This window comes from Syntrophaceticus schinkii, assembly GCF_000946815.1.
GTDB lineage: Bacteria > Bacillota > DSM-12270 > Thermacetogeniales > Thermacetogeniaceae > Syntrophaceticus > Syntrophaceticus schinkii.
In genome coordinates this window covers 1-3,681 of sequence record NZ_CDRZ01000116.1, presented here as the reverse complement: position 1 = coordinate 3,681, position 3,681 = coordinate 1, and the positions used below count along the sequence as shown (strand labels likewise).

Here is a 3,681-nt window from a genome sequence, read left to right as displayed (position 1 = left end):
ATAGAGAAGATGCGTAATGCTTGGAGTATCAGGGACAGGAGCTAGCACGTTATCTTTTTGATCACATGCTAGTATGAAGGCGACTATTCGATGATATAGAGTGCCCCATGGAAAATAAATAATCAAAAAATCGTTTCCTGAAGACAAAGATTTCAGGAGATATAAGTTTTTTACGCTTTCTCCAAGTACTATAAATGGAAATTCCGGAACAGTTAAAATGTAGACATGTTAAATAATGGGAGCGCGGGTTCTGCAATCACAATCTGTTGCTTGACTTATTTTAGGCTTCTATATATAATTGTTGGAGTGCTGCGGACAAGCCAAAACATTTCGAACCTTTCAGTAAATCCCTTACCAAAAAAATGACTTCACTAAAGTGCCTCTTTCCATTATGATATTAAAAGTGGACAAAGGTACTGTAACTCGGCTTGAGAGATACAGCAGTTTAACTTGGTGGCACATATTAGCAGAACCAATCCTAGTTAAACACATTTCCTTGCTTAATTACAGCACAACATGTACAAGGAATTCCCTAATAATAATATTTTAGGAGGCGATGTGTTTAATGTCTACCCTCACGAGCCAGGAGCCCTGTAAAACGTTTCAATCCATGACTGACGAAGATATTGTAGAACTGGCAAAAGATGGGCGAGAAGTAGCTCTTGAGCACCTGATCAACAAGTACAAAAATTTTGTGCGGGCGAAGGCACGATCTTATTTTTTAATAGGTGCTGACCGTGAGGATATTATCCAGGAGGGGATGATTGGACTTTATAAGGCAATACGCGATTTTCGCGGAGACAAGCTCTCTTCATTCAGGGCGTTTGCAGAACTGTGCATTACCAGGCAGATTATTACAGCGATCAAGACAGCAACACGACAAAAACATATTCCGTTGAACTCCTATGTTTCTTTGAACAAGCCAATTTATGATGAGGATTCCGACAGGACACTGTTGGATGTGATCTCTGGAACAAAGGTCAGCGATCCCGAGGAGTTAATCATCAGCCAGGAGGAGTTTGACGATATTGAGGATAAGATGCGTGAAATCCTCAGTGCTCTGGAGTGGCAGGTCTTGATGTCCTACCTGGAAGGGAAGTCATACCAGGAGATGGCTCTCGAACTGAACAGGCACGTTAAATCAATAGATAATGCACTGCAGAGAGTAAAGCGCAAACTGGAGAGATACCTGGAAAAACGGGAACATTAATAACACTTGATTTTATTTTAATTCCTCTGTATAATAGTCTTTGTCATAAAAAAACGGGCCGACGTAGCTCAACTGGCAGAGCGGCTGATTTGTAATCAGCAGGTTTAAGGGTTCGAGTCCCTTCGTCGGCTCCATTGCAACAAATGTGGAGGGGTACCCGAGTGGTCAAAGGGAGCAGACTGTAAATCTGCCGGCGCAGCCTTCGAAGGTTCGAATCCTTCTCCCTCCACCATATCGCGGGGTGGAGCAGCGGTAGCTCGTCGGGCTCATAACCCGAAGGTTGCAGGTTCGAATCCTGTCCCCGCAACCATGCCCACATAGCTCAGTAGGTAGAGCGTCGCCTTGGTAAGGCGGAGGTCTCCGGTTCGACCCCGGATGTGGGCTCCAGTAGAAAGTAAGACCCGCAAGGAGTTGCGGGTTTTTTGATTTTTAAAACGGCATTAAATTGTTTCAGGGTATGCAACCGGTTTGCAACCAGTTTTAGAAAACGATTTGGTATGCAACCTGGATATTAAGAGAGCTTTTGTTTGGGTTTGAGATTTGAGAAGGTTGTCCATTGACCGGCGTATACCTTTGGGTCATAAAGGGGTGAAGAATGCGTGAGTTCAAAAATATCCATGAGAAGGTGGATGAGCAATAGTCCTGTATCTATTTTGCAAGCTTCTCCAGCCGGACAACCCTATTAACAAGATAATTAATATCTGCTAAGATGCTGTCTTGTTTTTCTTTAAGACTATTCAGCATTGCATTTTGTACGTCTCTATCGTCAAAGAGTGCCCGGATCTTTTCAATAACCTCGTTTTCCATGCGGATTTCCAGTTTATCTATCTTTGATTCTGTTCTAGCCAGTCCCGTTTTCCAGAGCATCTACTTTAGATTCTGTTCTAGCCAGTCCATTTTCCAGAGCATTTACCTTTGATTCTGTTCTTGACAAACTATCTTCAAACACATCAAATCTTTTAAAGATCTTAGTAAACTGCTCTAGCATTAATTCTCTAATTTCGTTTTCCATAGTTACCCTCCTCTCCAAATTATGGTGCCTATCAAAAATTAATTATTACCTATTATTAATAAAAAGTAAATGGTTGAATGCAGTTAATAACGTTTTTTCAATGTCCGAGTTTAGCAAACATTGGGCTGGTTATTGTTTTATTATGGCGGGAGATATACTTGGCTGCTTTCGTTGTAATAACCTCTGTCTTTTGCAGTTATTATACTCGATAATGTAAAGGAATGGTAGGGTATCCCAGGAATATTGCTATGCATATCTGACATGGTGGCTCTCCACAGTTGTATCGATGCCTCGTATATTGTCCCAAGCCTTTCAGTCAGTTTTAAAGGGATGTCACCTTTACCCAGGGAATAAACGTATGTACCCAGTTTATGTTTGTTTATAATTCGTATAATTTTTTCAACTGAATAATTTGTATTAGTGTTGGTTATTTCTTTAAAATCAGTTCTCACAAGTTTGAGAGCCACAGGGAATCCATCTGTCATGGTTATTCTCCTGTTTCCTTATATTTTTTCAATATATAATAACGTTTATTGGTTTTCTGTTTCAAGATTAACCTCGACACTATCGGTCTCTAGGATACCCACACACACCAAAAAGCTCATATCGTTATCCTCAAATCTTGCTTTATTAATATCAAAATCTATCAACACTGTACCGGAACCGCCTCCAGAAGGAATTTTGTCCCGGTTTCTGGCTATTTCCACTCTAGAATAATATTTCTTTTGGTAGGAATAATCTACATCAATATAATCATAATAACCATTAGGCTTTCGCTCCTGAAAAAGAACTTCCTGCGGATAACTGCAGTCAATATTTGAGACAAGCATCCCTTCAGGGAAATGGATAGCAACCCCGCCCCAGTCATTCGGGTCAATTTCAACATTTGCTACAATTTTAGCGTGGTAATCGTCTTCATCGTTCTTGTAAACAAATACCGTTCCGTTAATGCTCGTATTCACATCGGAAGATTCAGAAGATACGGCAAAATTGGAGGTATTACTTAGAGTTTCGTTAATTGGAACTTTCTCTCTGGGTGACGCATCGCGCCTTTCTGTGTTCCATGCGATAAGAATCCCACAGATGAGAAAAACAAATCACCGCGATACAGATAGTTTTTTTATGTTTCATTCCTATTTCGCTCCACGTCAAAATCATCTTCGCCCATGATATCGATTGTATTATCGAAATGCTCGGTGTGTGAAGATGTTGCCTGAAAGGTAGCTTCGAAATTATCTTGTCGCCTCTCACTCCCAATGACGGGGGGAGAGGATTTTTTTCTTGCTTTTTATGACGTAAATGATGCATACTGATTGACATATGGATTATTTATTGACATGACAATCATCACGGAAGGATAAATAGCGAGAAGGGGAACCCCTATGGCACGCCCGCCAAGTCCCCCTTCCCTAAAAAACACTGAAATGATCTTACTCGAAACTCCTTTAACTGTCCAGTC

5 protein-coding genes and 4 tRNA genes are annotated in these 3,681 nt (G+C 40.8%); 5 read left to right on the top strand and 4 right to left on the bottom strand.

Annotated features, from left to right (window positions below; genetic code table 11):
* The first annotated feature begins 565 nt into the window (after nt 1-565).
* The 5 genes from sigH (at nt 566) to SSCH_RS05960 (ending at nt 1,597) form a co-directional block, all read left to right on the top strand.
* Nucleotides 566-1,210 (top strand): RNA polymerase sporulation sigma factor SigH, encoded by a 645-nt coding sequence (gene sigH / locus SSCH_RS05980; RefSeq protein ID WP_198142200.1) that lies wholly within the window; start codon nt 566-568, stop codon nt 1,208-1,210.
* Between the two features lie 57 nt (nt 1,211-1,267).
* Nucleotides 1,268-1,344, top strand: a tRNA-Thr gene (locus SSCH_RS05975).
* A 13-nt stretch (nt 1,345-1,357) separates the two neighbouring features.
* Nucleotides 1,358-1,442, top strand: a tRNA-Tyr gene (locus SSCH_RS05970).
* 3 nt (nt 1,443-1,445) lie between these two features.
* Nucleotides 1,446-1,520 (top strand) — tRNA-Met (locus SSCH_RS05965).
* 1 nt (nt 1,521) lies between these two features.
* A tRNA-Thr gene (locus SSCH_RS05960) sits at nt 1,522-1,597 on the top strand.
* Nucleotides 1,598-1,858: 261 nt separating this feature from the next.
* On the opposite strand, the gene SSCH_RS05955 is transcribed toward SSCH_RS05960, so the two are convergent.
* From SSCH_RS05955 to SSCH_RS05945, 4 genes are all read right to left on the bottom strand, one after another.
* Complete coding sequence (locus SSCH_RS05955) at nt 1,859-2,077, bottom strand: hypothetical protein (RefSeq protein WP_044664672.1); 219 nt, start codon at nt 2,075-2,077, stop codon at nt 1,859-1,861.
* Nucleotides 2,052-2,222 carry a hypothetical protein gene (locus tag SSCH_RS18200; RefSeq protein WP_156972131.1) on the bottom strand — a complete coding sequence of 57 codons (171 nt, stop codon included), beginning with the start codon at nt 2,220-2,222 and terminating at the stop codon, nt 2,052-2,054. The genes SSCH_RS05955 and SSCH_RS18200 overlap by 26 nt, the downstream gene beginning before the upstream one ends.
* A 140-nt stretch (nt 2,223-2,362) precedes the next feature.
* Nucleotides 2,363-2,707, bottom strand: a complete 345-nt coding sequence (locus tag SSCH_RS05950; protein WP_044664671.1) for a hypothetical protein — start codon at nt 2,705-2,707, stop codon at nt 2,363-2,365.
* 45 nt (nt 2,708-2,752) lie between these two features.
* The gene (locus SSCH_RS05945; RefSeq protein ID WP_044664670.1) at nt 2,753-3,184 is read right to left on the bottom strand and encodes a hypothetical protein; all 432 of its coding nucleotides are present in this window, start codon (nt 3,182-3,184) and stop codon (nt 2,753-2,755) included.
* Nucleotides 3,185-3,681: the final 497 nt, after the last annotated feature.

Excerpts from the sequence above, each read along its gene's own strand:
- sigH (WP_198142200.1), top strand. The coding sequence starts at position 566 with ATGTCTACCCTCACGAGCCAGGAGCCCTGTAAAACGTTTCAATCCATG.
- SSCH_RS05955 (WP_044664672.1), bottom strand. The coding sequence starts at position 2,077 with ATGCTCTGGAAAACGGGACTGGCTAGAACAGAATCAAAGATAGATAAA.
- SSCH_RS18200 (WP_156972131.1), bottom strand. The coding sequence starts at position 2,222 with ATGGAAAACGAAATTAGAGAATTAATGCTAGAGCAGTTTACTAAGATC.
- SSCH_RS05950 (WP_044664671.1), bottom strand. The coding sequence starts at position 2,707 with ATGACAGATGGATTCCCTGTGGCTCTCAAACTTGTGAGAACTGATTTT.